The 24275-nt window shown below is 62.9% G+C and carries 27 protein-coding genes; 15 read left to right on the top strand and 12 right to left on the bottom strand.

What is annotated here, in order from left to right:
• Window positions 1–20: 20 nt before the first annotated feature.
• The 8 genes from lysX to V5N47_RS07555 are packed head-to-tail and all read left to right on the top strand — an operon-like array spanning window position 21 to window position 6536.
• The gene (lysX, locus tag V5N47_RS07590) at window positions 21–881 is read left to right on the top strand and encodes a lysine biosynthesis protein LysX (RefSeq protein ID WP_338730275.1); all 861 of its coding nucleotides are present in this window, start codon (window positions 21–23) and stop codon (window positions 879–881) included.
• The gene (gene argC, locus V5N47_RS07585) at window positions 881–1924 is read left to right on the top strand and encodes an N-acetyl-gamma-glutamyl-phosphate reductase (protein WP_338730274.1); all 1044 of its coding nucleotides are present in this window, start codon (window positions 881–883) and stop codon (window positions 1922–1924) included. The genes lysX and argC overlap by 1 nt, the downstream gene beginning before the upstream one ends.
• 1 nt (window position 1925) lies before the next feature.
• Entirely contained in the window at window positions 1926–2750 is an 825-nt protein-coding gene (locus tag V5N47_RS07580) for an acetylglutamate/acetylaminoadipate kinase (RefSeq protein ID WP_338730273.1), read from the top strand.
• Window positions 2747–3874 (top strand): aspartate aminotransferase family protein, encoded by a 1128-nt coding sequence (locus V5N47_RS07575; RefSeq protein WP_338730272.1) that lies wholly within the window; start codon window positions 2747–2749, stop codon window positions 3872–3874. The genes V5N47_RS07580 and V5N47_RS07575 overlap by 4 nt, the downstream gene beginning before the upstream one ends.
• Window positions 3871–4908, top strand: coding sequence for a [LysW]-lysine hydrolase (locus V5N47_RS07570; protein ID WP_338730271.1), 1038 nt, complete (start codon window positions 3871–3873; stop codon window positions 4906–4908). The genes V5N47_RS07575 and V5N47_RS07570 overlap by 4 nt, the downstream gene beginning before the upstream one ends.
• Complete coding sequence (gene argF, locus V5N47_RS07565; RefSeq protein WP_338730270.1) at window positions 4905–5810, top strand: ornithine carbamoyltransferase; 906 nt, start codon at window positions 4905–4907, stop codon at window positions 5808–5810. The genes V5N47_RS07570 and argF overlap by 4 nt, the downstream gene beginning before the upstream one ends.
• 30 nt (window positions 5811–5840) lie before the next feature.
• The gene (locus V5N47_RS07560; protein WP_338730269.1) at window positions 5841–6095 is read left to right on the top strand and encodes a hypothetical protein; all 255 of its coding nucleotides are present in this window, start codon (window positions 5841–5843) and stop codon (window positions 6093–6095) included.
• Between the two features lie 48 nt (window positions 6096–6143).
• A complete protein-coding gene (locus V5N47_RS07555) occupies window positions 6144–6536 on the top strand; it encodes a helix-turn-helix domain-containing protein (RefSeq protein ID WP_338730268.1) in 393 nt (130 codons plus the stop codon).
• Window positions 6537–6549: 13 nt separating this feature from the next.
• On the opposite strand, the gene V5N47_RS07550 is transcribed toward V5N47_RS07555, so the two are convergent.
• Window positions 6550–6729 carry a hypothetical protein gene (locus V5N47_RS07550; RefSeq protein ID WP_338730267.1) on the bottom strand — a complete coding sequence of 60 codons (180 nt, stop codon included), beginning with the start codon at window positions 6727–6729 and terminating at the stop codon, window positions 6550–6552.
• Window positions 6730–6839: 110 nt separating this feature from the next.
• Between V5N47_RS07550 and thrC the strand changes: the two genes are divergently transcribed.
• Together thrC and V5N47_RS07540 are read left to right on the top strand one after the other, a co-directional pair.
• Window positions 6840–8099, top strand: coding sequence for a threonine synthase (thrC, locus tag V5N47_RS07545; RefSeq protein ID WP_338730266.1), 1260 nt, complete (start codon window positions 6840–6842; stop codon window positions 8097–8099).
• A 105-nt stretch (window positions 8100–8204) separates the two neighbouring features.
• A complete protein-coding gene (locus V5N47_RS07540; RefSeq protein ID WP_338730265.1) occupies window positions 8205–8480 on the top strand; it encodes a hypothetical protein in 276 nt (91 codons plus the stop codon).
• Window positions 8481–8536: 56 nt separating this feature from the next.
• Here the strand turns inward: V5N47_RS07540 and serA are convergent, their stop codons facing one another.
• Window positions 8537–10120, bottom strand: coding sequence for a phosphoglycerate dehydrogenase (serA, locus tag V5N47_RS07535; RefSeq protein WP_338730264.1), 1584 nt, complete (start codon window positions 10118–10120; stop codon window positions 8537–8539).
• Window positions 10121–10265: 145 nt separating this feature from the next.
• Between serA and serB the strand changes: the two genes are divergently transcribed.
• Window positions 10266–10901 carry a phosphoserine phosphatase SerB gene (serB, locus tag V5N47_RS07530; RefSeq protein WP_338730263.1) on the top strand — a complete coding sequence of 212 codons (636 nt, stop codon included), beginning with the start codon at window positions 10266–10268 and terminating at the stop codon, window positions 10899–10901.
• On the opposite strand, the gene V5N47_RS07525 is transcribed toward serB, so the two are convergent.
• Window positions 10898–12187 carry an O-acetylhomoserine aminocarboxypropyltransferase/cysteine synthase family protein gene (locus V5N47_RS07525; protein WP_338730262.1) on the bottom strand — a complete coding sequence of 430 codons (1290 nt, stop codon included), beginning with the start codon at window positions 12185–12187 and terminating at the stop codon, window positions 10898–10900. The two genes, serB and V5N47_RS07525, sit on opposite strands and share 4 nt — an antisense overlap.
• A 128-nt stretch (window positions 12188–12315) precedes the next feature.
• On the opposite strand from V5N47_RS07525, the gene V5N47_RS07520 reads away from it, so the two are divergent.
• Entirely contained in the window at window positions 12316–12561 is a 246-nt protein-coding gene (locus tag V5N47_RS07520) for a hypothetical protein (RefSeq protein ID WP_338730261.1), read from the top strand.
• Here V5N47_RS07520 and metX read toward each other — a convergent pair whose 3' ends face one another.
• The 3 genes from metX to V5N47_RS07505 form a co-directional block, all read right to left on the bottom strand.
• Complete coding sequence (metX, locus tag V5N47_RS07515; RefSeq protein ID WP_338730260.1) at window positions 12562–13758, bottom strand: homoserine O-acetyltransferase; 1197 nt, start codon at window positions 13756–13758, stop codon at window positions 12562–12564.
• Window positions 13755–15026, bottom strand: coding sequence for an O-acetylhomoserine aminocarboxypropyltransferase/cysteine synthase family protein (locus tag V5N47_RS07510; protein ID WP_338730259.1), 1272 nt, complete (start codon window positions 15024–15026; stop codon window positions 13755–13757). Before V5N47_RS07510 ends, metX begins: the two co-directional genes overlap by 4 nt.
• A 63-nt stretch (window positions 15027–15089) precedes the next feature.
• The gene (locus V5N47_RS07505) at window positions 15090–16172 is read right to left on the bottom strand and encodes a type IV pilin N-terminal domain-containing protein (RefSeq protein ID WP_338730258.1); all 1083 of its coding nucleotides are present in this window, start codon (window positions 16170–16172) and stop codon (window positions 15090–15092) included.
• A 189-nt stretch (window positions 16173–16361) separates the two neighbouring features.
• Between V5N47_RS07505 and V5N47_RS07500 the strand changes: the two genes are divergently transcribed.
• Complete coding sequence (locus V5N47_RS07500) at window positions 16362–17558, top strand: MFS transporter (protein WP_338730257.1); 1197 nt, start codon at window positions 16362–16364, stop codon at window positions 17556–17558.
• Here V5N47_RS07500 and V5N47_RS07495 read toward each other — a convergent pair whose 3' ends face one another.
• Together V5N47_RS07495 and V5N47_RS07490 are read right to left on the bottom strand one after the other, a co-directional pair.
• Entirely contained in the window at window positions 17559–17927 is a 369-nt protein-coding gene (locus V5N47_RS07495; RefSeq protein ID WP_338730256.1) for a hypothetical protein, read from the bottom strand.
• Window positions 17928–18022: 95 nt separating this feature from the next.
• Window positions 18023–19195, bottom strand: a complete 1173-nt coding sequence (locus tag V5N47_RS07490) for an alanine--glyoxylate aminotransferase family protein (protein WP_338730255.1) — start codon at window positions 19193–19195, stop codon at window positions 18023–18025.
• 133 nt (window positions 19196–19328) lie between these two features.
• On the opposite strand from V5N47_RS07490, the gene V5N47_RS07485 reads away from it, so the two are divergent.
• Window positions 19329–19718, top strand: coding sequence for a hypothetical protein (locus V5N47_RS07485; protein ID WP_338730254.1), 390 nt, complete (start codon window positions 19329–19331; stop codon window positions 19716–19718).
• A 24-nt stretch (window positions 19719–19742) separates the two neighbouring features.
• Window positions 19743–21806: an NAD-dependent DNA ligase LigA gene (ligA, locus tag V5N47_RS07480; RefSeq protein ID WP_338730253.1), complete on the top strand. Its 2064-nt coding sequence runs from the start codon at window positions 19743–19745 to the stop codon at window positions 21804–21806.
• Here ligA and V5N47_RS07475 read toward each other — a convergent pair.
• Genes V5N47_RS07475 through V5N47_RS07460 form a run of 4 tightly spaced genes read right to left on the bottom strand, consistent with a single transcriptional unit; the run spans window position 21790 to window position 24244 of the window.
• A complete protein-coding gene (locus V5N47_RS07475) occupies window positions 21790–22170 on the bottom strand; it encodes a dehydratase (RefSeq protein ID WP_338730252.1) in 381 nt (126 codons plus the stop codon). The two genes, ligA and V5N47_RS07475, sit on opposite strands and share 17 nt — an antisense overlap.
• Window positions 22171–22208: 38 nt before the next feature.
• Window positions 22209–23039 (bottom strand): ABC transporter permease, encoded by an 831-nt coding sequence (locus V5N47_RS07470; RefSeq protein WP_338730251.1) that lies wholly within the window; start codon window positions 23037–23039, stop codon window positions 22209–22211.
• Window positions 23036–23944 (bottom strand): ABC transporter ATP-binding protein, encoded by a 909-nt coding sequence (locus V5N47_RS07465; RefSeq protein WP_338730250.1) that lies wholly within the window; start codon window positions 23942–23944, stop codon window positions 23036–23038. Before V5N47_RS07465 ends, V5N47_RS07470 begins: the two co-directional genes overlap by 4 nt.
• Before the next feature lie 36 nt (window positions 23945–23980).
• Window positions 23981–24244 (bottom strand): hypothetical protein, encoded by a 264-nt coding sequence (locus V5N47_RS07460; RefSeq protein WP_338730249.1) that lies wholly within the window; start codon window positions 24242–24244, stop codon window positions 23981–23983.
• Window positions 24245–24275: the final 31 nt, after the last annotated feature.

Below are 24275 nucleotides of genomic sequence, written 5' to 3'. Positions count from 1 at the left end.
ACCACGACGAGGTGGCTCGCATGAACGTTGGCATCCTCTACTCGCGTATCCGCAAAGACGAGAAACTCCTGCTCGCAGAACTCCGCGAGCGCGGCCACGGGGTCACGAAAATCGACGTCCGCAAGGTGCAGTTCGGGCTGACCGAAGCACCCGAAATCTTCGACGACGTCGACATCGTCTTAGACCGCTGTCTCGCCACGAGCCGGAGCAAGTACGCAACCCAGTACGTCGCCGCCTACGGCATCCCGGTCGTAAACAGCCCGGAGACCGCTGAGGTGTGCGCCGACAAGGCGAAAAACAGCCTCGCACTCGCACAGGCGGGCGTGCCGACGCCCGCGACGGACGTGGCGTTCACCAAAGAGAGCGCGATGGAGTCCATCGAGAAGTTCGGCTACCCCTGCGTGCTCAAGCCCGTCGTCGGCTCGTGGGGCCGCCTGATGGCCAAACTCGACTCGCGTGACGCAGCCGAAGCCATCTTAGAACACAAAGCAACGCTTGGCCACTACGAGCACAAGGTGTTCTACATCCAGGAGTTCGTGGACAAACCCGGCCGCGACATCCGCGTGCTCGCAACCGATGGCGAACCCATCGCCGCGATGGTGCGCAGTTCAGACCACTGGCTCACCAACGCCGCGAAGGGCGCGACGACGGAATCGTTCGAGCTCGACGATGAAGCGAAAGAACTCGTCAAGAAAGCAAGCGACGCCGTCGGCGGCGGTCTGCTCGGCATTGATCTCATGGAGACCGGTGATGGCTACACCGTCCACGAGGTCAACCACACCGTCGAGTTCAAGGCGCTCACCGACGCGACGGACGTAGACGTGCCCGCGAAGGTCGTCGACTGGCTCGAATCCAAAGTGAAGGTCGAGGTTCCTGCCTGATGAGCGACCAACTCACAGCCGCCGTCGTCGGCGGCTCCGGCTTTACCGGCGGCGAACTCCTGCGCCTGCTGACCGGCCATCCCGATTTCGAGGTGGCCCAGGCAACGAGCCGCCAATACGCGAACAAGTCCGTGGGGTCTGTCCACCCGAATCTTCGGGGCACCGACCTCCGGTTTTCTGCACCTGACGACCTAGCGAGCGTTGACATCCTGTTTGCCGCGACGCCCCACGGCGTCTCGATGCAACACATCGACGGCTTTCAGGAGGCCGCGGATACGGTGGTCGACCTGAGCGCGGACTTCCGCCTCCAGACCGCAGATCAGTACGACCAGTGGTACGACGGCCACGAGCGCCCCGAACTGCTCGAAAAGTCCGTCTACGCACTGCCGGAACTCCACCGCGAGGACCTCCCCGGCGCAGACCTCATCGCCGCGGGTGGCTGTAACGCCACGGCGACGATTATGGGGCTGTACCCGCTCTTCCAAGCCGGCATCCTCGGCGGCGATGAGCAGGTCGTCGTTGACGTGAAAGTCGGTTCCTCAGAGGGTGGCGCGAGCGGGGGGAAAGCCTCCTCGCACGCAGAGCGCTCGGGCATCGTCCGCCCCTACGCGCCCATCACCCACCGCCACGAGGCGGAAATCGAACAGGAACTCGGCCTTCGCGTCTCCTTTACCGTCCACGCCGTGGACATGATTCGCGGCGCATCGGCCACCTGCCACGTCTTCCCGAACGAGCGCGTCACGAAGGGCGACCTCTGGAAGGCGTATCGCGGCAGCTACGAGGACGAACCGTTCGTTCGCATGGCCGCTGGCGGCGGTGGCGTCTATCGCTACCCCGAACCGAAGGCCGTCGCCGGGACGAACTTCGCCGAAGTCGGCTTCGAACTCGACCCACGCAACAAGCGGCTCGTCGTGTTCTCGGCCATCGACAACATGATGAAAGGTTCGGCCGGACAGGCGATTCACGCGGCCAACATCGCGCTCGGCTTAGAGGAAACCGCAGGGCTCGACTTCCTCGGCCTGCACCCTGTGGGGGCTCCCTGAGATGACAGTGGTAGTCAAAATCGGCGGCGCTCGCGCGGTCAACCCCGAGGGCGCAGTCGCGGACATCGCAGCCCTCGTCAAGCAGGGCGAGCAGGTCGTCGTCGTTCACGGGGGTTCGACCGCCGTCGACGACACCTTAGAGCGCCTTGGCGAGGAACCCGAATACGTCGAAACCCCCGGCGGCGTCGTCGGACGGTTTACCGACGAGACGTCGATTGAAGTGTTCAAGATGGTCATGCCCGGCCTGCTGAACACCGACCTCACGACGCTCCTGCAGAACGCAGGCGTGAACGCGGTCGGCCTCTCCGGTGTGGACGGTAAACTCCTCACCGGCCCGCGGAAATCGGCCGTACGCGTGCTCGAAGACGGCAAGAAGAAGATTCGCCGCGGCGACCACTCCGGGAAGATTACCGCGGTCAACGCAGACTTGCTCGAAACCTTGCTCGCAGGCGGATACACGCCCGTTGCGACGGTTCCGATGCTCGCAGACGACGGGGTTCCCGTCAACGCAGACGCAGACCGGGCGGCGGCCGCGATTGCGGGCGCGCTCGGCGCGACGCTCGTCGTCCTCACGGACGTGCCGGGCATCCTCGAAGACCCGGACGACGCATCGACACTCATCTCGCAGGCGACGACGCCAGAAGAGTTCGCCGTCATCGAAGACGCCGCAGAAGGGTTCATGACGAAGAAGGTCATGGCCGCGACTGAGGCGCTCTCGGGCGGCGCGAGCGAAGTCGTCGTCGCAGACGCGAACGCAGAGGCACCACTCACCGCGGCCGTCAAGGGCGGCGGTACCCACATCACCCCCGGCGCACTCCAGTCATGAGCGGCTTTGTCTTTTCAGAAAAACCGATTCGTATCGATTCAGGAAGCGGCGTCACCCTCACCGACGAGGGCGGCACCGACTACCTCGACTTTGGCGCAAGCTACGCCTGCACCCCACTTGGCCACTGCCACCCGGCGGTCACCGAAGCCGTCCAGCACCAAGCCGAGACGCTGACCTACGTGCAGGCATCGTACCCCGTTTCCGCCCGCGACGAGCTGTACGAGCGACTCGCAGACCTCGCACCGGGCGACATAGAGAACGTCTGGCTCTGCAACTCGGGCACGGAAGCAAACGAAGCGGCCATCAAGTTCGCCCGGAGCGCGACCGACAACACCAAAATCGTCGCGACCACCCGCGGGTTCCACGGCCGCACCGCAGGCGCGCTGTCTGCGACGTGGAAAAAGAAGTACAAAACCCCCTTCGAACCGCTCATGGGCGACGTGGAGTTCGTCCCCTACGGCGACGAAGAGGCTTTGGCAGAGGCCGTAGACGACGAGACGGCCGCCGTACTTCTCGAACCGATTCAGGGTGAAGGCGGCATCAATCCCGCCTCCGAGGGCTACCTGCAAGCCGCTCGCGAATTCACCGACGAAGCCGGTGCGGCGCTCGTCTTCGACGAGATTCAAACCGGCCTCGGCCGGACGGGCACGCTCTGGGCGTGCGAGCAGTCGGGCGTCACCCCCGACATCCTCACGAGCGCAAAGGGCCTCGCAAACGGCCTGCCGGTCGGCGCGACACTCGTTGCAGACTGGATCGCCGCAGACGCCGGGCCACACGGCTCGACGTTCAGCGGCGGCCCGGTCATCTGCGCAGCGGCAAACTCCACGCTCTCGACGCTCGTGGACGAAGAGATTCCCGCCCACGCAGCCGAAATGGGCGAGTATCTCACGAGCGAGTTAGCGAAAAAAGTCGGCGACAACGTCCGCGACATCCGCGGCGAGGGCCTGATGATTGGCGTCGAGGTCAAACGCGGCGCAAATCGGATGCTCCGCGACCTCGCACTCGACCACCAGATTCTTGCACTGCCTGCAGGGCGGACCGTCGTGCGCTTCCTCCCGCCGCTCGTCATCGAGGAGGAACACGCAGACGCGGTCGTTGACGCCCTCGCAGAGATACTGCAATGACCGACGCACAGACCCTTCTTTCAGACCTCGTCTCGATTCCCTCGGTGAGCGGCGACGAAGCTGCTGCCGCAGAACGGCTCGCCGCCTACTTCGAGGAACACGACCGCGAGGTGTGGATAGACGAGGTCGGCAACGTGCGTGCACCGGCGGACGACAGCGTGCTGCTCACCTCACACATCGACACCGTCCCCGGCGAGATTCCCGTGGAAATCGCCCCCGCAGAAGACGGCTCGGGCGACGCGCTCTGGGGCCGGGGCAGCGTTGACGCGACGGGGCCGCTCGCGTCGATGGCCGCCGCGGCCGTCTCGACCGGCGTGAGCTTCGTCGGCGTGGTGCGCGAGGAGACCGATTCACTCGGCGCGCGCCATCTCGTCGAAACCCGCGAAACGGTTCCTGACACCGTCATCAACGGCGAACCGAGCGGCTGGAACGGCATCACACTCGGCTACCGCGGCTTCCTCCCCGGCACGTACATCGCCACGAGCGAGTCCGGGCACACCTCGCGGCCCGAGAACAACGCGCTGCAGGACGCCATCGCGTGGTGGAGCGCGGTCGCAGAGGACTTCTCGGTGCCGGAAGACACGCCCGTCTTCGAGCAGGTGACCGCGAAGCCGACCGATTTCCACGGCGGGACGTCAGAAGACGGCCTCGCCGTCGAAGCCACCGCGACCATCCAGTTTCGCATCCCGCCAAGTCTCACCGCAGACGACATTCGTGAGATTGCGGAGTCCCACCTGCACACGGGCACGATAACGTGGCGTCGCCACATCCCGCCCGTGATGATGAGTCCGCGCACCGCCGTCGCGCGGGCGTTTCGCGTGGCGATTCGTGCCGAAGATGGGACGCCTCGGCTGCTCCGGAAAACTGGCACGAGCGACATGAACATCTTCGCCGGGGAGTGGGACTGCCCGATGGTGACCTACGGCCCCGGCGACTCGGACTTAGACCACGCACCGAACGAACACCTGCCGCTCGCGGAGTACGACCGCGCGGTGTCGGTGCTCGAAGCTGTCTGTAAAAAACTCAAAGCATGACCCGTCACTTCCTCGACATCGACGACCTCTCGACTGCCGAACTGGACACCGTCCTCGACACCGCGGCCGACCTGAAAGCCGCCGTCGAAGCCGGTGAAGCCCACGAGCGCCTCCCGAACCAGACGCTCGGAATGCTGTTCGAAAAGCCGAGTACGCGAACCCGCATCTCCTTCGAGACGGGCATGACTCAACTCGGCGGCCACGCCATCTTCCTCGGCCCCGACGACATCCAGTTGAGCCGCGGCGAACCGCTGAAAGACACCTCGCGGGCGGTGTCGCGCTACGTCGACTTCCTCATGGCGCGCGTGTTCGAACACGCAGACCTCGTAGAACTGGCTGAGTACGCAGACGTGCCGGTCGTAAACGGGCTGACCGACGACGCCCACCCGTGCCAGACGCTCGCTGACTTGCTCACCATCAAAGAGCGGTTCGACGGATTCGACGACGTGTCCGTGGCGTGGGTCGGTGACGGCAACAACGTCGCCCAGTCGTTCGTTCTCGGCGCGGCGATGGTCGGCCTCGACGTGACCGTGGCGACGCCGGAGGGCTACGAGATTGCAGAGGCAGTCATCGAAACCGCCGCCGGACTCGGACAAGCTCCCGAAGCCACGACCGACCCCGACGAGGCTGTTGCGGGCGCAGACGTGGTGTACACCGACGTCTGGGTGAGCATGGGTCAAGAGAGCCAGCGGGCGATGAAAATCGAAGCGTTCGACGGCTTCCAGCTCAACGAGACGTTCCTCGACGACGACACGCTCGTCATGCACTGTTTACCTGCCCATCGCGGCGAAGAGATTACCGACGCAGTGATGGAATCTGACCGGTCGATTGTCTGGCAACAGGCAGAAAATCGGATGCACGCCCAGAAAGCGTTGCTCACGTTCCTCGCGGACGCCGAGTGACTGATAGGCTCCCGGCGCGTGGGTTCGTCAATGCCATCACCAGTCGTCGTCGACGCGGGCGAACTGAGTACAGACGAACTTGTTGCGGCACTCCACGACGGTCAACGCATCGTCGTGAACACCTCGCTCTTTGGCACGCAAAAGCAGGTGACGCTGCGCTTTGACGGCGAGACGTACTACTGCGATACGCCGACGCGACTGCACAAGCACACGACCGAAGCCGAGATGCGAACCTGCATCCTGAAAAACGGCTACACTCGCGACGACGCCGACGAGTCGGGGTAAGCCGCCGGTAACGCCGGGATTTATTCACGGCCCAGACATATCGAAGGCATGGTATCAGCCGATCCAGACCCCCAGCGATTTCGTGATTTGATGGTCGGCGGCGAGCCGGGCTTCGAGGGCGTGATGACGTGCGTCTTCGGCATCCAGACCCACGAGAGTCGCACCTATCTCATGTTGCTCGAAAACCCCGGCAGCACCGTCGCCGAACTGGCAGACAAAATGGAGCGCGACCGGAGCAACGTGAACCGCTCGCTCGCCACACTGCTCGACAAGGGGCTTGCAATGCGCGAACGCCGCCTGTTAGACGGCGGTGGCCACGTCTATCAGTACACGGCAACCAACCTGCCCGAAGCCCGCGAACTCATGCACGAGACGCTCGATGAGTGGGCTGCCTACGTCCACAACCGCATCGACGAGTTCGGTGAGGAGACGCAGGCGTAGCGCAGTTCAGCACTTACTGGGTCGCGCTCAGTTTCAGAATTTGTGGGACGGCGACGGCTTCGAAGGCCGCCATCCCGTACGCGACCAACTGCACCGTCCCGTGGAGATAGAGAAACGCGACAATTGCGATAACCGCAGCACTACTGAGACCAATTCCATACCGGAGGGCTGGATTTTCGAGTGGAGACGCCATATGAATGACACAATAGTATCGGAGTGTTAACAATTTCTGTTGCTGGACGACACCGTGTATTTTTCCACCAACCGCCTCCTTTTTGCACCCCCAGTGCTTTGGCGCGGACAATGACGAATCTCCAGTTGGAACCAGACCCCGAGGTTCCAGAGGTCGCAGACGACGGCGTTTGGCTCGCGTGTATCGAGTGTGGCGAAGCCCACGCACCGTTCGACGACATCCTCTACACCTGCCCTGCGTGCGATGGCTTGCTCGAAGCGCGCTACGACTCCTACCCGACCTTCGACGATTTCTCCGGAAGCGGCGTCTGGCGCTACCGTTCGACCATGCCCGTCGAGATGGGCGTTACCTTACAGGAGGGGAACACGCCGCTCTACCCAGTCCCTGAAATCGAGGACGAAGTCGGCGTCGAGTATCTGCGCGTCAAGCACGAAGGCATGAATCCGACGGGCAGTTTCAAAGACCGCGGCATGACCGTTGGCGTGCAGGTCGCCCGCGTCCTCGGCGTCGACCGCCTGGCGTGTGCGAGCACCGGGAACACGTCTGCAGCACTCGCCGCCTACGGCACCCGCTCAGGGCTTGAAACGCTCGTCTTGCTCCCTGCTGGGAAAGTCGCCGCCGGGAAGGTTGCCCAAGCCAGTCTCCACGGCGCGCGCATCCTCGAAGTGGACGGCAACTTCGACACCTGCCTCGACATCGTCTCCGACCTCGCAGCCCGCGGCGAGGCGTATCTGCTCAACTCGCTCAATCCGTTCCGCCTCGAAGGCCAGAAGACGATTGGTCTGGAGATTCTCGAATCCGTCCGCGACGAGACCGGAGAGTTCCCCGACCGAATCGTCCTTCCTGTGGGGAACGCCGGGAACACGGCGGCGCTCTACAAGGCGTTCCGCGAACTCGTCGCATCCGGCGAGTTGGCCGAAGATGAGGTGCCGAAACTGACCGGCGTGCAGGCAGAAGGCGCAGCACCGATGGTCGAAGCCATCGAAAACGGCGCGGACGAAGTCACGCGCTGGGATTCGGTGGAGACGAAGGCAACGGCCATCCGTATCGGCAATCCGGTGAACGCACCGAAAGCCCTGCCCGGCATTCGCGCGACGGGCGGCACCGCCATCGCCGTCTCAGACGAGGAGATTACCGACGCCCAGCGGTTGCTCGCCGAAGAAGGCGTGGGCGTCGAACCCGCGAGCGCCGCCTCTGTGGCGGGCCTGCGCAAACTCCGCGCACAGGGCGTCGTTTCGGCCGACGAGCGCGTCGTGTGTCTCACGACGGGTCACCTGCTCAAAGACCCGGACGCTGCGGCGGCCGCGGGCCGTGACCCGGAACCAGTCCCCGGAACCACCGAAGGCGTTCTCGACCACCTACAGAGCTAAATCGAACGACTGCGCGGGTGTGTGAGACAGACGTGTGCCTCTCGTCTCACACTCGTCTGACTGAACTTCATGTGGGTGTGTGTCATAGTCTAACTCCCCTGACTCATGTCCCAACGAAGTCGGCTCGACAATCCGCGTGGGGTGGATGGCGACCTCTCATCCAGCCAACGCGCACTGTATCAGACGAGAATTGCCGCGCTCAAAGGCCACATCGCAAGTCTCGAAGCAGAACTCAAGGCAGCAGAACAGCGCACTGAGGCCATCGTAGACCAGTACGAACAGATTCTCGAAGCACGCACGAGGCACCCAGAAAATCACGACTCGGACTCCCAGACAGATCAGGGGGCGAAAAATCGCGTGCAGTCGTTCCTGACCCGATAACGGTCCATCTCCCACCAGACTCCCGGAGGGTGAAAACCAGCGTCCTCGTCTTTTTCTTAGTCGTCGAGCGTAATCGTGCGAATCTCGATGATGCGCTCGTCGTTCTCGATGGTTTCCTTGTCTTCTGGCGAGAGTTTGTCGTCCAGATTGTACACCGAGAGTGCTTCCCCGCCGATGGTCTCGCGGGCGTTGAACATCCCCGCGATGTTGATTTCTGCGTTGCCGAGGACCGTCCCGATGAACCCGATGACGCCGGGTGCGTCGTAGTTGCGGGCGACGAGCATCTGGCCGTGCGGGATGGCGTCCACGCGGTAGCCGTCGATGCGGACGATGCGCGGGTCGTTGCCCGCAAACAGGGTGCCGGAGACGCTGAGTTCATCGCCTTCCGTGTTCCCGACGGTGACGGTGATGAGGCTCTGGAAGTCCTCTGATTGGTGGGACTTCGATTCAATCACGTCGATGCCGCGCTCCTCTGCGATGCGCGGCGCGTTCACGGCATTGACCTGCCATTCGAGCGGCTCGAACACGCCCTTGAGCGCGCTCGCGGTGACGAGGTCGATGTCCTCTGCGGCGATGTCGCCCGCGTAGGTGATTTCGACCTTGCCGATGCGGTCGCCGTAGAGTTGGGCGGCGACCTTGCCCGCGGTGTCTGCGAGTTCGATGTACGGCTTGACCCGTGGGAAGGCGCTCTCGTCCATCGACGGCGCGTTGAGCGCGTTCATGACCGGCTCCTCTGCGAACGCGGCGATAATCTGGTCTGCGATACTCGTCGAAACGCTCTCTTGGGCGGCTTCCGTGCTCGCCCCGAGGTGGGGCGTTACGACGACGCTATCGACCGAGAGCAGCGGGTTGTCGGGCGAGATTGGCTCGTCTGCGAACACGTCGATGGCCGCGCCTTTGAGCACGCCGTCTTCGCAGGCGGCGGCGAGGGCGGCTTCGTCCACGATGCCACCGCGGGCACAGTTGACGACGTAGCCGCCTTCGAGTTGGGCGAGTTCTGCTTCGCCAATCAGGTTCGCCGTCTCGGGGGTGAGCGGCGTGTGGATGGTGAGGAAATCAGCCTGCGAGAGACAGTCGTCTAAGTCCACGAGCTCTGCGCCAATCTGGGCGGCGCGCTCTTCTGAGATGTACGGGTCGTAGGCGACGAGGTCCATACCGAGCGCGCCGAGGCGCTTTGCGACCTCTTGGCCGACGCGGCCAAGGCCGAGGATGCCAAGCGTCTTGCCGTTGACTTCGGTGCCGAGGTAGTCGCCTTTCGCCCACTCGCCTGCCTTGAGGCGGATGTGGGCCTGTGGGATGTTGCGGGCGGCGGCGAACGCCATCGCGACGGTGTGTTCTGCAGCGGCGCGGACGTTGCCCTCGGGGGCGTTTGCGACGATGACGCCGTGGTCGGTCGCGGCGTCGATGTCGATGTTGTCAACGCCAATCCCGGCCCGGCCAACGATGATGAGGTTGTCTGCGGCTTCGAACACGTCTGCAGAGACGTCCGTCCCTGACCGGACGATAAGCGCGTGGATAGCAGACACTGCTTCGAGGAGCGCGTCACCCTCGACATCGTACGCCGTCTCTACGTCGTGGCCCGCTTCACGGAGTTGCTGAAGCCCGGCCTCAGCAATAGGATCCGTGACGAGTACGTTCATGTGTCGGGAGAACAGGGCGCGAAGGTTAACGCTTTCTTCATTCGCGGAAAATGCCGCGTTCTCGCCGCGGTAGCACACGCCTTCGGCGATGGGCGAGGTCTGCCGAAGACACAATGCTCAAGTCTCGTCACCCGGGCGATTTCGTATGGAACTTGTCGCGTTCGACTTTGACGGCACCCTCTCGGATTCGGAGATGACCGTCCTGCTCGGTGAGCGCTGTGGCGTCGCAGCAGAGATGGAAGACATCACCGAACGGGCGATGAACAACGAACTCAGCTACGCAGAGAGCCTGCGCTCGCGGGCAGACCTGCTCTCCGGACTCGCAGACGAAGAGGCACAGAACGCCTTCGACAAGGTGCGCCTGCGACCCGGCGCGGCTGACCTCATCCGCGAGCTGCGCGAGGCGGGCGTCCACGTCGCTATCTTGACGGGTGGCTTCGAACGCGGCGTCGAGGCGGCGCTCGCCCGCGAAGGCGTCTCGGTGGATACCATCGTCGCAAACCGCCTGCTCGTCGCAGACGGCGCGCTCACCGGCGAAGTTGAGGGGCCGCTCATCGAAGGCACGAAAGACACGGCGCTCTCCGACCTGACAGAAAAACTCGGCATCGACCTCCGGGACACCGTGGCCGTTGGCGACGGCGCGAACGACCTCCCGATGCTCAAGGTCGCGGGGCTGTCGATTGGCTACCTGCCAAAGCCCGCCGTTCGCCCACACTGTCAAATCGTCGTCGCGCGGATGGACCGGCTGCAAAAAGTGCTCGCAGAAGACGGCGTCCTCTAGTTCGAGGCCGCGTCGATTGCTTGGTCTAAGTCCGCGAGGATGTCGGCTGGGTCTTCGAGGCCGACAGAAAGCCGGACGAGGTCAGGCCGGACACCGCTCGATTCTTTTTCTTCGTCGGTGAGCTGCTGGTGGGTCGTGCTTGCGGGGTGAATGATGAGCGTCTTCGCGTCGCCGACGTTTGCGAGCAGACTCGCAAGTTCGGTCGATTCGGTCATCTTTTTCGCCGTGTCGTAGCCGCCATCTAAGCCGAAGGTGAGCATGCCGCCGTAGCCACCGTTCAGGTATTTCGTGGCGTTGTCGTGGGTTTCGTGGCTTTCTAAGCCGGGGTAGGTGACCCACGATACGTCTGGGTGGTCTTCTAAGAACTCGGCGACGATGAGCGCGTTCTCGCAGTGACGTTCCATTCTGAGTGGCAGCGTCTCCAACTTCTGGAGGACGTTCCACGCGTCGAACGGCGACTGTGGGTTGCCGAGGTCACGAAGCCCGCGGGCGAGTGCGGTGACGGTGAACGCGGCTTCGCCAAAGCGCTCGCGGAAGTTCACGCCGTGGTAGGCCGGGTTGTCTTCGGTGATTTCGGGGTAGTCGCCATCCTCCCACGGGAAGTTACCGGAGTCGATGAGCGCGCCGCCAATCGTCGTGCCCGCACCGGTAATCCACTTCGTGGTCGAGTGCCAGATGAGGTCTGCGCCGTGCTCAAAGGGATTGCACAGATACGGCGTCGCGAACGTGTTGTCCACGAGCAGTGGGACGTCGTTGTCGTGGGCGATATCGGCAAGGCGCTCGAAGTCCGGCGTGACGAGCGCGGGATTGCCAATTGTCTCGACGTGGACGTAGGCGGTGTCCTCGTCGATGGCCTCGGCGTAGCCGTCGTAGTCGAGCGGATCGACGAACGTCGTGTTGACGCCACGACGCGGCGCTGAGTGGCTGAGGTAGGTGTGCGTGCCGCCGTAGATGGCCGACGAGGAGACGACGTTCTTGCCCTGCTCGGTGAGGACGAAGTTTGCGAGGTCGAACGCGGCCATTCCCGAGGCGGTCGCGAGCGCGCCAACGCCGCCTTCGAGCGAGGCGAGGCGCTCTTGGAGCATCGACACGGTCGGGTTCATGAGCCGTGAGTAGATGTGGCCCTCCTCTTCTAACGCGAAGAGGCGGGCGGCGTGGTCTGCGTCGTCGAACACGTAGGAGGTCGTCTGGTGAATCGGTGGTGCGCGTGCGCCAGTCGCCGGGTCCGGTTCCTGGCCTGCGTGCAGGCTCCGAGTGGCGAAGCGTGGAGTATGCTCGTCTGACATTGTTCGTGCCAGTATTATTTCCACAGGTAATATAAAAGTACGCACTATGCTTTGCAATAATTGCCCAAGGCTATGACACGTGACGGGAGTGCGAACGTTTAGGAGTCGTCCGGCGAATGAGAATGGATATGCTTCGGGCGATTTCGCGGCGGTTTGTGGGCGTGGTGAGTGACTATCCACTCAAAACAGCAGGGCTCATCGCGGTGCTCGCAGGCGGGCGGGTCGCCTATCGGTCATTGTCTGCGGCAGTCGAAGGAACAGCGTCGGCGACGATGGGGCTGACGCTGACGCACCTCGTCGAGTTCGCAAGCGCACAACCCGCCTACGTGCTCGCGGTGGTCGTCGGCCTCGCACTCATCGTGCGCGCCGAGTAATCACTTCCCGAACAGGCTCGTGTGAACCGGCGCGAACTGGCGGTCAGAGTTGCTCGACACCGTGTCGGTCACGGCCTTGCCGGAGACGCCAACTTCGAGGAAATCTGCGAGCGGCGGGCCGACTTTTTCAGGTTCCACGAGAAACGCGTCGTGGCCGTGGTCTGACGTAATCTTGTGATGAGCCGTCGGTGTGTCGCCGTTTCTGAACGCCACGGCGAGGGTCTCTGCCTGCTCGGTCGTAAAGTGCCAGTCGCCGGTAAACGAGAGGACGAGCGCCTCGCCGGTGAACGCCGCGAGCGCGTCGGCGTCGGATTCGAACCCCGCAGACAGGTCGTAGTTGTCCATCGCTCGCGTCAGGTAGAGGTAGCTGTTGGCGTCGAAGCGCTCGACGAACTTTTCTGCCTGATAATCGAGGTAGGATTCCACGTCACGGTACGGGAAGAAACCGGCCGCGGGGTCAACCGGAAACGCATCGCGAGCGGCGTCTCTGCCCGCAGACCGCCGACCGAACTTCCGGTCCATCGAATCTTTTGAGAGATACATCGTGTGACCGATTTGGCGGGCGAGCGCGAGGCCGTGTTTCGGCAGGTCACCGCCATAATACTCGCCGCCGTTCCAGTTCGCGTCGGTCGTAATCGCTCGGCGTGCAATCGCATCGAGGGCGAGACACTGCGGGTCGAGGCGAGCGGCGGTCGCCACCGCGACGATGCGGTCGACGTGGTCTGGGTGCTGTTTTGCCCAGTCGAGGGCGTTCATGCCGCCGACGCTCCCGCCGACGACGGCGTGGAGGTTCGGCACCCCGAGGTGGTCGAGCAAGTCGCGCTGGGCGCGCGTCCAGTCGCCGACGGTCACAGGCGGGAAGTCGGTTCCCCACGGTTCGCCGTCCGGCCCCTCGCTCGACGGGCCGCTCGACCCGTAGCACGACCCCGGCACGTTCGCACAGACGACGAAGTACTCGGTCGTGTCGATGGCCTTCCCCGGCCCGACGATGTCGTCCCACCACGCCGTCGCCTGCCCGCCGTGGCTCGCGCGGCGAAGCCCGGAGACGTGGGCACTGCCCGTGAGCGCGTGACAGACGAGCACCGCGTTGTCGCCCGTAAAGTCGCCGTAGGTTTCGTAGGCAATCTCCAGATTCGGGATGGACTCGCCGCACTCGAACTCGAACTCGCCCAGTTGCGCGACGCCGTCGTCGCTCATGGCAGGGCCTCCGAAAGGTCTGTAATGATATCATCCACATCTTCGATACCCACCGAAAACCGAACGAGGTCGGGGCTGACCCCGCTTTCGAGTTGTTCTTGCTCTGTGAGTTGAGCGTGAGTCGTACTCGCCGGATGGATGATGAGCGTTTTCGAGTCGCCGACGTTTGCGAGGAAGCTCGCCAGTTGCGTCTCCTCACACAGCCGTTTCGCGGCGTCGTAGCCGCCTTTCGGTCCGAAGGCAATCATGCCGCCGTAGCCACCGTCTAAGTACTTCGAGGCGTTGTCGTGGGTTTCGTGGCTTTCGAGGCCAGGGTAGGCGACCCAGTCGATGGCCGGATGGTCTTCTAAGAATTCGGCCACTGCTTGTGCGTTCTCGCAGTGGCGCTCCATCCGGAGCGGGAGCGTCTCGATGCCCTGCAACGTGAGCCATGCATTGAACGGCGACTGGCCGCTTCCGGTCGTCCGCACGGCGCGGTGGCGGGCGGCTTCGACGAGCGCGCGGTCACCAAACCGCTCGGTGAAGTTCGTCCCGTGAAACGCCGGATTTGGCTGGCCGACTTCGGGGTAGTCGCCCCAGTCGAAGTCGCCGCCAGTGATGAGCGCGCCGCCAACGGTGGTTCCCGACCCGTGGAGCCATTTGGTGGTCGAGTGCCAGATGAGGTCTGCGCCGTGTTCAAAGGGATTGCACAGATACGGCGTCGCGAACGTGTTGTCCACGAACAGCGGCGCATCGTTGTCGTGGGCAATCGCTGCGATGCGTTCTAAATCAGGGGTGACGAGCGCCGGATTCGAGATGCTCTCGACGTGGACGTAGGCGGTGTCCTCGTCGATGGCCTCGGCGTAGGCGTCGTAATCAAGCGTCGGAACGAAGCGTGGCTCAATTCCACGGTTTCCAGCGGTGTTCGAGAAGTACGAGTGCGTGCCGCCGTAGATGGACGCCGCAGAGACGATGTTGTCGCCGGGACGGGCGAGCGTCGTGGTCGCGGCGTCGAGCGCGGCCATGCCCGCGGCGGTGGCGAGCGCCGCGCTCCCACCTTCGAGGGCGGTGAGACGGGCTTCGAGCATCGCCGTTGTCGGGTTTGAAAACCGCGAATAGATGTTACCGTCGGCTTCGAGGGCGAACCGAGAAGCAGCCGTGGCGGCGTCCTCGAAGACGTACGAAGTCGTTTGATAGATGGGTGGGGCGCGCGCCCCTGTCGCCGGGTCTGGCTCCTGTCCCGCGTGAAGACAGCGTGTAGAGAACCCCGGCCACTCGGAGTGGTTCATGTGTGTGACTCATATTCCTGGAGCTTTCTATAACTGTGAGTATAGGCAAAACCTGCACTCGCCTTACGCAGCGCAGATGATGGTTCGGTGTGAGCGCACGTCTTGGATCTGGGACGCTTCGACTACGTTCTCGGTCTCGGTGGTCTCTTCGAGCCGCGACATGCTGACGAGCACAACCGCATCCTGGAAGTCCGCAGCATTGCTGTTGAGGTTATCAGTCCCAATCTCGAAGAGGAAGATAGCCTCGTTCTCTTCGAGGCTTATCTTCCCATCTACGATGTAGTCTCTGACGAACTCCTCTGCGTTCGACTGATCTTCGAACCCTTCGATGTCTGGCACTTCATCACCGTCGCGCAACACGAGTACCTGCTCGGTCTCTTCGGTAGATAGAGCGGAGAGCAGTCCCGTTGCTTTCACGGAGATTGCCTCACCCGCGGTGCGTCCGATGAACTCCGTGGTTCGTGGATTCTCGCCGTCGTTCACGTCGCCGGGCCACGGAACGATGGTGTCGTCACCGACTTGGAATTCGATGTACACGGGGATGTCAGAACCGTGTCCGTCTGAGATGGCCGTCCCGAGGAGGACGACTTCTGCATCGTAGTCAGCCCCGGGTACGACCGCACCTTCTACGATGTCGAAGTCGCTGCTCGTGATGGGCACGAGCTGTTCTTCACGTTCAACCGGAACCGTGCGCTTTGCGATGATGGACGACCGCTTTTCGTCTTGCTTGTGCACCAAGTACACGTCGAGATACTCACCACCGCTTGCACAGACTTCCTCACCCGAGAGCGAAACTGAGAGCAATTCTCCACCCGTCCACAGCCCGTCTGCAACATCACCCGTTTTCGAGATGGTGTGGTGCGTCGAGGAGCCGCCGTTTCGAACGATGATTTCCAAATCTTCGACGTTCGCCTGCTGGCCACCCTCGTGGTAGAACAGCAAGTCGGCGTAGGTCTGGTCGCCGACCTGCGACGCACGAGCCGAATCGGTCATAATTATCACCGGTGCCGGACCGCCCGCTGCATCGGTCATTCCATACAGCATCCCCGTCGTAAGCGCAGCCGAGAGAATGGTCACCGCAACCATCGTAATCACCCCCACCAGTGGCGACATCCCCCGGTCTGACCGGCGAATAGCAAATCGCATGTCTCTGTCCCCTGCAGACTCATACGCGAGAGAGTCATATCGTAAATCAGGTAATACCAACGTTAAAGACGTACTAACTACCGAGATAGGCCAGTCCGGAAGAACGTTCACAGCACGCGGTTTTCTCGTTGAAACGGGACCGCAATCTCGAGCACAGAGATTTAGCCCGTTCAAGTCTTTTTACCCCACATGGCCGGGACAGACCGGATACGCCTCGCACTCGTCGTGTTCGTCGTATTGTTCGCGCAGGTGCTCCTCTACCCCGGCGTCCCAGACCTCCTCGCCGCCCTCGGCGCGACCACAAGCCTCGATGCGGGGATGTGGTTTCTCACCGCCGAGTTTGTGGGATTCGTCCTCTTCGCGGGCGTTTGGGGGAGTTTGAGCGACACCACGGGCCGAAGAGCGCCGTACATCGCCCTCGGGGCGCTTGGCGGCGCAGTTGGCTACGCGCTGCTCGCCGTTCTGCCTATCGTCGGCATCACCGCCTTCGGAGCCGTGCTCGTGCTTCGATTCATCCAAGGGGCGGTCACCATTGCTGCGTTCTCGCTTTCGATGACCATGCTGATGGATTTGGACGGCGGCCACGGCAAGAACATGGGTGCGGCGGGCATCGCCATCGGTCTCGGCACCGCCCTTGGCGCACCGCTCGGCGGGCGACTCACGACGATAGACCCGCTCGCGCCGCTCTATCTCGCAAGCGGCCTGCTCGCACTTGGAGCGGTTCTCACGATTTTCGTCACCGACCGCGCCCCGAAAAACCACGACGGTGTCGCGGCCACCCTCTCTGGACTCAGGGAAACGCCCGTCCTCCTCCTGCCCTACGCCTTTGGCTTCATCGACCGGCTCACGGCGGGCTTTTTCGCCCTCGTCGGGACGTTCTACTTTCGCACCGCGTTCGGCTTAGACGCCGCCCAGACCGGCCTCGTGCTCGCGCTGTTTTTCGTCCCCTTCGCCCTGCTCCAGTACCCCTTTGGCGTGCTCTCAGACCGAGTCGGGAGAGTGGGGCCGGTCGTCGTCGGCTCCGGCCTGTATGGGGTTGCAGTCATCGCCGTTGGCCTCGTCCCCACGCTGAACGCCGCCCGCGCCGGCATGGTCGTCGTTGGCGTCCTCGGCGCGCTCATGGCGCCCGCGACGATGGCGCTCGTGAACGACCTCTCCCGGGACACCGAACGCGGGGTTGCCATGGGCGGGTTCAACATCTTCGGCTCGATTGGCTTTCTCACGGGTATCGTCGTCGGTGGCGCGGTGGCCGACACCTACGGCTTTTTAGCCGCCTTCCTCGTCGCGGGCGGTCTCGAAATCGGGATTGCGCTGCTCACGCTCCCAGTGTTCGTGCGTTTGAAACTCGAAAAACAGTCCCTGTTCGGGGCGGAAGCCGGGCGCTGATTACCCGACGGTGATGAGTTCGTAGCCTTCTGAGACGAGCGCGCCGACGTCCGGGCCGTGATTCTCGCGCCCGCCAAGGAGTTCGACGCCCGCCTCGTCCACGTCGTCGTAGACGCCAAACGCGTTCGCACAGTAGCCACACGCCCCACCGATGAGGCCACGCTCTACGGCCTCGTTGAAGTACTTGTTCACGGGGTTGTCCGGCTTCCTGTCGAGGACGGCTGGCCACTCGGTCGCCGCGCCGTCGAAGTAGACTTCCGCGGTGTAGCCAGCGTCGTCTAAGTCAAGCGCGTACTCAAGCCCGTTCGCCGCGGGGCCGACACTCGTCTTGTCTGCGTTCAGGAGGATTGCGAATTTCTTTTCGGCCATTTGCGTCCGATTCTGTGGACGAGAGACACGTAAGTGGCAGGCGGTTTGACGGCGCGACTACACAGGCGCGAAAGACGTCGCAAAAAAGGTCGCTATTAGTCGTCCAGTTCGGCGCGCGCGGCGGTGAGTGCGGCTTCGGTATCCGCATCCACACCGACGTCGGTCATGGCCTCGCCAATCGTCCGAATCCCGCGAAGGATCTGGTCGGCTTCGAGGTTGCCCATGTTTGAGACGCGGAAAATGTGCCCACCAAGGTGGGCCTGTCCGCCACTGATGGAGACGTTTCGTGCTTTGACCGCATCGAAGAAGTCGGATGGCGATGCTGTGACCGACTCAGGAAGCGCAACCGACGTGAGCGTGTTCGAATAGGCCGAATCCTCGTTGAGCGACGCGAACAGCGAGAGGCCCATTGCCTCGAAACCAGCGCGGAACGCCGCGGACTGGCGGCGGTGGCGGGCGATGCGCGTTTCCATCGTCTCGTCTTCGATTTGTTCGACGGCGACCGCGAGCGAGCGGAACAACGGTACGGCGCTCGTAAACGGCGTCTGATGGGACTCGGCTTTGCGCAGATGCCAGTCTAAGTCTTCGTAGAACGGCGCGCCCTCGCCGTCGATGTACTCAACAGCGCGGTCTGCGACGTACATCGCGCTCACGCCCGGTGGCGCGGCGAGCGCCTTCTGGGAGTCGGTGATGGCGATGTCAACGTTCCAGTCGTCGATTTTGAACACGTCACCGCCGATGCTGGTGACGCCGTCTACGACGAAGCGAGCGTCCGCGGCGGCAGCGAGTTCGCCGACCTGTTCGACCGGGTTCAACACACCCGTCGAGGTCTCGTTGTGGACCATCGTGACGACGTCCGTGTCGTCGGTGATGGCGTCTGCAACGTCGTCAAGGTCGAACGACTCGCCCCACTCGATTTCGACGGCCGAGACCTGTGCGTGGCGGTCTGCGATGCGCTTGAACCGACGGCCGAATTTCCCGTTTACGAGCGCGACGACCTCGCTGTCGTCGTCCGTGAGGTTCGCCACAGCGGCTTCCATCCCCATCGTGGCCGTGCCGTTCAGGATGAGGCTGGTTCCTCCCGAGGACGTAGACGACCCGTCGAGTGTCGAACACTCGAAGATGTACGAAAGGCCGTCCTGTGCGCGAGCGTAGGTGGCTTCGAATTCGGCCGAGCGGTGAGAAACCATCGACCCGTCCATGGCTCTGCGTACCGCATCGGTGATCGGAACTGGTCCTGGATTCAACAGGAGGAACTCCTCCGACATACTTCTCCGTTCGAGGCCCAACAGATAACGCCTGTGGGTCTGACCAAGTGTCGCCAGTGTCAGTCCGTGTTCACACACGAAGCCCGACACCTCCGAAAGATGTAAGATATTGTCAGTGTAAAAACCGCACGCAATGGGCAATTTCGATGGTTTCATCTCGTTTTTAGAAACTGAATTGGGCGACCAGCTTCGCATCGCACGCTACCACCACGACGAGACACACCATCTCCTCATTGCCCGCAGAGACGTGCGAGACAGCCGTGCGGAGTACGTCCCGAAGATTTCGTCGTATCTCACCGAAAGCGGCGAGCAAACCATCTCGGTCGAAGACACCTTCGGCCTCGGAGCCGTCCACTGGAGCGTTGCCCGATTCGACGACGCGCTCATCTTACGGTTTTATTTCCAAGAAAACACGGGCGTCACCGTCTCGATGGAACCAGACGCAGACCTCGACCTGCTCGCCTTCGCAGAGCGGTGTGCCGACGAACTCGAACCCATCGAAACCCTCTCCCCGAGATTTTAACACCGGGCGACCAATCACCCGGTAATGACCACCGGCGACGACAATCCCCATCTCGACGACCCCGTGACCGAGTTTCGCCCGGTCGCCGAGTTGAGCGACGACGAGGCCCGCGAGGAAGTCGCCCGCCTGCGCGAGGCCATCCGCTATCACGACAAACGCTACTACGTCGAGAATCAGCCAGTCATCGCAGACCACGTGTACGATGCCCTGTTCAGCCGACTCCAAGACGTAGAGGACGCCTTCGACCTCTGGACAGCAGACAGCCCGACACGCCGGGTCGGTGAGGAACCGTTAGACGAACTCGAAACCGTCGAACACATCGCGGCGATGAAGTCCATCGACTCCTCGGGCGAGGAGACAGACGTGCGCGCGTTCGACCAGCGCGTCCGCGATGCGGTGGGCGAAGTCGACTACTTCTGCGAACCAAAATTCGACGGCCTCTCCGTCGAAGTCGTCTACGAAGACGGCCGCTACGAACGGGCCGCGACCCGTGGCGACGGCGTCACCGGCGAGGACGTGACCGCGAACGTCCGGACGATTCGCTCCGTCCCCCAGCGCCTCCATGGTGACTTTCCCGACCGTCTCGTGGTGCGTGGCGAGGTGTACATGCCCCGCGACGCGTTTCAGGCGCACAACCGCGAACGCATCGAAAACGGCGACGACCCGTTTGCAAACCCGCGAAACGCGGCGGCCGGAACGCTGCGACAACTCGACCCAAAAATTACGGCAAGCCGCCCACTCGACTGCTTTTTCTTCGACGTGCTCGATTCGAGCCGGACGTTCGAGACGCACGCAGCCCAACACGACGCACTCCCCAAATGGGGCCTCAAAGCCTCTGCCCGTTCGCGATTGGTTTCCGACATCGAAGGTGCAATCGCCTACCGAAACGAGATACAGGAAGCGCGCGACGACCTGAACTACGAAATCGATGGCACGGTCATCAAGGTCAACGACCGGGCGGCGTGCGACGAGTTGGGCGAAACGGCTCGCGCCCCGCGCTGGGCGTTCGCCTACAAGTTCCCCGCCCGCACCGAACAGACGCGCATCGCGGACATCGTGGTGCAAGTCGGTCGTACCGGTCGCCTGACGCCGGTCGCCCTCTTAGACCCCGTGGACGTGTCGGGCGTCACCGTCTCCAGAGCCACCCTCCACAATCCGGGTGAAATCGAGGCGATGAACGTGAACATCGGCGACGAAATCCGCATCGAGCGCGCGGGCGACGTGATTCCGTACGTCGCAGAAGTCGTCGAGAAACACGCAGCGGGTCACTTCGAATACCCCGACACCTGCCCGGTGTGTGAGAGCCCGGTCGAACGCGACGGCCCGCTTGCCTTCTGTACCGGCGGCTTCGCCTGTCGTGCGCAACTCGAACGCGCCGTGGGCCACTACGCCAGCCGCGGGGCGCTCGACGTAGAAGGCCTCGGCCAAGAGAAAGTGGTTCAACTCATCGAAGCAGGGCTCATCGAGACGATAGCCGACCTCTACAGCCTCTCGCGCGACGACCTCGTGGAGCTTGAGGGCTGGGGCGAAAAGAGCGCCGACAACCTCCTCAACGAATTAGAAGCCGCGAAACAGCCCGCGCTCGACGCCTTCCTCGTCGGCCTCGGGATTCCCTCGGTTGGGCCAACCACGGCGCGGTCGCTCGCCCGCGAGTTCGGTACGCTCAATGGGATTATGGACGCGACTGCGGCGGAGCTACAGGAAGTAGACGACGTGGGCGAAACCGTCGCCGCAGATATTTCGACGTTTTTCGAGAGCGAGGAGAATCGTCGGGTGATTGCCCAGTTGCGCGAACGCGGCGTCGAACCCGAGTCTGTCAAACAAACGGGTGGCGACGAACTCGCGGGCCTCACCTTTGTCTTCACCGGAAGCCTCGCGGAGATGACGCGCAGCGAGGCCCAAGCCGTGGTCGAAAAACACGGCGCGAACGCGACGGGGAGCGTCTCGGGGAACACCGACTATCTCGTCGCTGGAGAGAATCCGGGGGCGAGCAAGACGAACGATGCGGAGTCAAACGGCGTCCCAATTCTCGACGAGGAAGCGTTCTGGAAGTTGCTCGCAGAAAAAGGCGTCAGTCCTTCCAGATAAGCCCCGACACCTCACCGGAGAGCACGGTCACGTCCTCGTCGTTGGTGCAGACGAAGGTGGCGTCTACGTTGTAGCGGTCGTCGGCTTCACTAATCGTATCAATCGTCATCTCACAGGTAATCGTCTCGTCCGTATAGACCGGTCTGCGGAAGCGAAACGTCATCGTGTGGGCGAAAAAGTGGATGTCGCTGCCGAGTTTGGTTGGCAAGGTTCCCGTGAGCAGTCCCTGTGCCATGAGCCTGCCCTCCTCGTCGGGTTCGGTGTGGCGGGGTTGGTCGTCACCGGAGAGCTCGCCAAACTGGCGGACGTCCTCGTGGGTGAAGGAGCGTTCGTAGGTGTGTGTATCGCCTTCTGAGAGATGCATTGAAACGTGTTCTCCGGCCGAAACAAAAGGTGTGTGGCTTAGAGGTCTGCGCGTTCGAAGCGGGCGTAGCCGAGGGCGAGCGGGATGAGCGCCCACGCGAGGAGGACGAGCAGGCCGAACCAGCCTTCGACGAAGATTGATTGGACCTGACCGGGCATCGTGAGTCCGGCATTGGCCGGGAGCACGAGCGTGATTGCGTTGCCGAACGCCGCGCTCGGGCTAATGTTCGTGAGGAACTGATACCAACTCGGCGGCGGCCCTTGGAAGCCGAAACTGCCGGTAAGGGCGTAGTTGAGGAGAGTTGGGATGAGTCCCCAGAGGAACTCGAACAGGAGGAAAAAGCCGATGACGGCGGCGGTTGCCTTCGAAGACGAACCCGTCGAAGCGGAGATGCCAACGCCCACGCTCACGAACACGGCGCCGAACAGGAGCGTGAGGGCGGTAAACCCGAGGAACGCCGCTGGCGAGAACGAACTGTAGAGCGCAACGGCGATGACGGCGGCGAGCGCGAAGCCAGCGAGAATCGCCGTGGCGAGCACGCCAGAGCGACCAAGCACTTTGCCGAGCACCACGTCGCGGCGGGTGTGAGGCAGCGCGAGCAGGAACTTGAGGCTCCCGCTCTCTCGCTCGCCAACGATGGCTTTGTAGCCGACGATGAGGCCGGTAAGCGGGACGAGCGTGCCGACCGGCCCGAGCAAGAACACGATGAGGCCAATCGTCGAGAGGGTATCGTTTGCTCCACTAAAGAACTCAGCAAAGATGTAGGCTGCACCGCCCGCAAAGAGGACGAACAGCGTGGCGAGGGCGAGCAACACCTTCGAGCGGATGGCGTCTTGGAAGTCCTTCTTGGCGACGGTGACGACGCTCATGCGGACACCTCCGTGTAGGAAGCGAACAGATCTTCGAGCGAGGCTTCTTTGGTGGAGAAGTCAGAGACGGTTGCGCCGTTGTTTTCGAGCGTCGTGAGGACGCGCGTTTTGCTCCCGTCTTCACACGAGACGGTGAGCGTGTCCTCGTCGTGGGTCACGTCGAGAACGCCCGAGAGGTCGCGCACGGCGGCGAGTGCGTCGTCGGGGAGCGCGCCGACCGTGATGACGAGCGTCGTGCCGGCGTCGGTCTCGTCGCGCAGGGCGTCGAGGGTGTCTTCGGCGACGAGTTCCCCCTGTCTGAGAATCCCAACGCGGTCGCAGATTGCTTCGACCTGTTCGAGGATGTGACTGGAGAAGAACACGGTCGCACCGCGGTCGCGTTCTTCGGTGATGATGCGGCGCATCTCGCGGGCCCCGTTCGGGTCGAGGCCAGTGGAGGGTTCGTCCAGAATGAGGAGGTCTGGGCTGCCCGCGATGGCCATAGCGAGGGCAAGACGCTGGCGCATCCCTTTCGAGTAGCCGCCTGCTTTGCGGTCGCCGTCGCCCGCGAGGCCGACGCGTTCTAAGAGGGTGTCTGGGTCGTCGGTGGCGTTTTTCGACTCGATGGCGAACTCGACGTGTTTGCGCCCGGTGAGGCGGTTGTACACGGAGAAGCCTTCGGGGAGGACGCCCGTGTTCTGCCGGACGGTGAGGCTCTCTTGTTGGGCGTCGTGGCCGAGCACGCGAACCGTGCCGGCCGTTGGGCGGATGAAGTCGAGCAAGAGATTGATGGTCGTCGACTTCCCCGCGCCGTTCGGGCCGAGAAAGCCGTAAATTTCGCCTTGCTCGACACTCAGCGAGAGTTGTTTCAGGGCGACCGTGTCACCGAATCGTTTGGTGACATCGGCCAATTCAATAGCGGCCATAGTGGCTCATGTGTTGAGCGAGTGAAAAATTTTGTGTCACACTTCGTCTGTGGGGTTGTGACGCTCGCTCATTCGCGTCGCTTCGTTCTCGTATCGCTCGCGCGTCTCTGCGTCTTCGACGGGATACACGTCGCTCGCGTCTACGTCGATGGCCGCGGTCACCGGAATCCGGCTAAGCGTCGTCGCCGCGCGCTCTTTCGGGAGATACTGGGTGCCGTCTTCGGTGGCGTACACGAGCGAGATGAGTCCCTTGTCGTCGTAGGTTCGGTGGACGAGCCACAGGCGCAGCGAATCGGTCATGCCCGGTGGTCGGGCCGCCCTGTGCTTGTAT

It is taken from the genome of Haladaptatus sp. DJG-WS-42, assembly GCF_037198285.1.
Taxonomy (GTDB): domain Archaea; phylum Halobacteriota; class Halobacteria; order Halobacteriales; family Halococcaceae; genus QDMS2.
This window is presented reverse-complemented; position numbering and strand designations above follow the sequence as displayed.

What these genes read in the sequence shown, in the direction of transcription:
- ligA (WP_338730253.1), top strand. Translation starts at nt 19,743, where the DNA reads ATGACCACCGGCGACGACAATCCCCATCTCGACGACCCCGTGACCGAG.
- V5N47_RS07575 (WP_338730272.1), top strand. Translation starts at nt 2,747, where the DNA reads ATGAGCGGCTTTGTCTTTTCAGAAAAACCGATTCGTATCGATTCAGGA.
- V5N47_RS07510 (WP_338730259.1), bottom strand. Translation starts at nt 15,026, where the DNA reads ATGAACCACTCCGAGTGGCCGGGGTTCTCTACACGCTGTCTTCACGCG.
- V5N47_RS07580 (WP_338730273.1), top strand. Translation starts at nt 1,926, where the DNA reads ATGACAGTGGTAGTCAAAATCGGCGGCGCTCGCGCGGTCAACCCCGAG.
- V5N47_RS07500 (WP_338730257.1), top strand. Translation starts at nt 16,362, where the DNA reads ATGGCCGGGACAGACCGGATACGCCTCGCACTCGTCGTGTTCGTCGTA.
- V5N47_RS07470 (WP_338730251.1), bottom strand. Translation starts at nt 23,039, where the DNA reads ATGAGCGTCGTCACCGTCGCCAAGAAGGACTTCCAAGACGCCATCCGC.
- lysX (WP_338730275.1), top strand. Translation starts at nt 21, where the DNA reads ATGAACGTTGGCATCCTCTACTCGCGTATCCGCAAAGACGAGAAACTC.
- V5N47_RS07485 (WP_338730254.1), top strand. Translation starts at nt 19,329, where the DNA reads ATGGGCAATTTCGATGGTTTCATCTCGTTTTTAGAAACTGAATTGGGC.
- V5N47_RS07555 (WP_338730268.1), top strand. Translation starts at nt 6,144, where the DNA reads ATGGTATCAGCCGATCCAGACCCCCAGCGATTTCGTGATTTGATGGTC.
- serB (WP_338730263.1), top strand. Translation starts at nt 10,266, where the DNA reads ATGGAACTTGTCGCGTTCGACTTTGACGGCACCCTCTCGGATTCGGAG.
- thrC (WP_338730266.1), top strand. Translation starts at nt 6,840, where the DNA reads ATGACGAATCTCCAGTTGGAACCAGACCCCGAGGTTCCAGAGGTCGCA.
- V5N47_RS07560 (WP_338730269.1), top strand. Translation starts at nt 5,841, where the DNA reads ATGCCATCACCAGTCGTCGTCGACGCGGGCGAACTGAGTACAGACGAA.
- V5N47_RS07520 (WP_338730261.1), top strand. Translation starts at nt 12,316, where the DNA reads ATGCTTCGGGCGATTTCGCGGCGGTTTGTGGGCGTGGTGAGTGACTAT.
- V5N47_RS07525 (WP_338730262.1), bottom strand. Translation starts at nt 12,187, where the DNA reads ATGTCAGACGAGCATACTCCACGCTTCGCCACTCGGAGCCTGCACGCA.
- V5N47_RS07490 (WP_338730255.1), bottom strand. Translation starts at nt 19,195, where the DNA reads ATGTCGGAGGAGTTCCTCCTGTTGAATCCAGGACCAGTTCCGATCACC.
- argF (WP_338730270.1), top strand. Translation starts at nt 4,905, where the DNA reads ATGACCCGTCACTTCCTCGACATCGACGACCTCTCGACTGCCGAACTG.
- argC (WP_338730274.1), top strand. Translation starts at nt 881, where the DNA reads ATGAGCGACCAACTCACAGCCGCCGTCGTCGGCGGCTCCGGCTTTACC.
- metX (WP_338730260.1), bottom strand. Translation starts at nt 13,758, where the DNA reads ATGAGCGACGACGGCGTCGCGCAACTGGGCGAGTTCGAGTTCGAGTGC.
- V5N47_RS07465 (WP_338730250.1), bottom strand. Translation starts at nt 23,944, where the DNA reads ATGGCCGCTATTGAATTGGCCGATGTCACCAAACGATTCGGTGACACG.
- V5N47_RS07540 (WP_338730265.1), top strand. Translation starts at nt 8,205, where the DNA reads ATGTCCCAACGAAGTCGGCTCGACAATCCGCGTGGGGTGGATGGCGAC.
- V5N47_RS07495 (WP_338730256.1), bottom strand. Translation starts at nt 17,927, where the DNA reads ATGGCCGAAAAGAAATTCGCAATCCTCCTGAACGCAGACAAGACGAGT.
- V5N47_RS07570 (WP_338730271.1), top strand. Translation starts at nt 3,871, where the DNA reads ATGACCGACGCACAGACCCTTCTTTCAGACCTCGTCTCGATTCCCTCG.
- V5N47_RS07505 (WP_338730258.1), bottom strand. Translation starts at nt 16,172, where the DNA reads ATGCGATTTGCTATTCGCCGGTCAGACCGGGGGATGTCGCCACTGGTG.
- V5N47_RS07475 (WP_338730252.1), bottom strand. Translation starts at nt 22,170, where the DNA reads ATGCATCTCTCAGAAGGCGATACACACACCTACGAACGCTCCTTCACC.
- serA (WP_338730264.1), bottom strand. Translation starts at nt 10,120, where the DNA reads ATGAACGTACTCGTCACGGATCCTATTGCTGAGGCCGGGCTTCAGCAA.
- V5N47_RS07550 (WP_338730267.1), bottom strand. Translation starts at nt 6,729, where the DNA reads ATGGCGTCTCCACTCGAAAATCCAGCCCTCCGGTATGGAATTGGTCTC.
- V5N47_RS07460 (WP_338730249.1), bottom strand. Translation starts at nt 24,244, where the DNA reads ATGACCGATTCGCTGCGCCTGTGGCTCGTCCACCGAACCTACGACGAC.